The sequence below is a fragment of the Parabacteroides sp. 20_3 genome, from assembly GCF_964238835.1.
Lineage (GTDB): Bacteria > Bacteroidota > Bacteroidia > Bacteroidales > Tannerellaceae > Parabacteroides > Parabacteroides distasonis.
In genome coordinates this window covers 1-612 of sequence record NZ_CAXSNO010000029.1, presented here as the reverse complement: position 1 = coordinate 612, position 612 = coordinate 1, and the positions used below count along the sequence as shown (strand labels likewise).

The 612-nt window shown below is 40.4% G+C and carries 1 protein-coding gene; it reads left to right on the top strand.

Going from position 1 to position 612, the window contains the following annotated elements:
• A partial coding sequence (locus ACESPU_RS21710; protein ID WP_272706088.1) for a methylglyoxal synthase occupies window positions 1-510 on the top strand: 510 nt, incomplete at its 5' end.
• Window positions 511-612: the final 102 nt, after the last annotated feature.

Genomic DNA, 612 nt, shown 5'->3' with positions numbered 1-612 from the left:
CTTGTTGCACACGATGCAATGAAAAAAGACATGATAGAGTGGGTTCTCTGGAACTCGGAACGTCTGATAGGACATAAATTCTATTGTACGGGTACAACCGGTACACTAATTAAAAAAGCCCTTGAAGAAAAACATCCTGAAATCAAATGGGATATCACAATCCTGAAATCTGGTCCTTTAGGAGGTGACCAGCAAATTGGTTCGCGGATCGTAGAAGGAGAAATAGACTATCTGTTCTTTTTTACAGATCCGATGACACTACAGCCGCACGATACGGATGTGAAAGCATTGACCAGACTGGCTGGAGTTGAAAATATTGTTTTCTGCTGTAACCGTTCGACTGCGGACCACATTATTACGAGTCCCTTATTCACTGACCCAACTTACGAACGTATTCACCCGGATTATACCAATTACACGCAGCGTTTTGAAAACAAGGGAATCATATCTGAAGCAGTGGAGCAAGTGAAAAAGCGGAGGAATAAAAGTGAGAATAACATTTCCAAATGAACTGTAATAAGTAGTAGCATATTTATAAGGCTATCTAAGAAACAAGTTGTTTACATCTTTCAGAACTGGTATCTACTGAATGGTAATCTGCTTCCACCAACC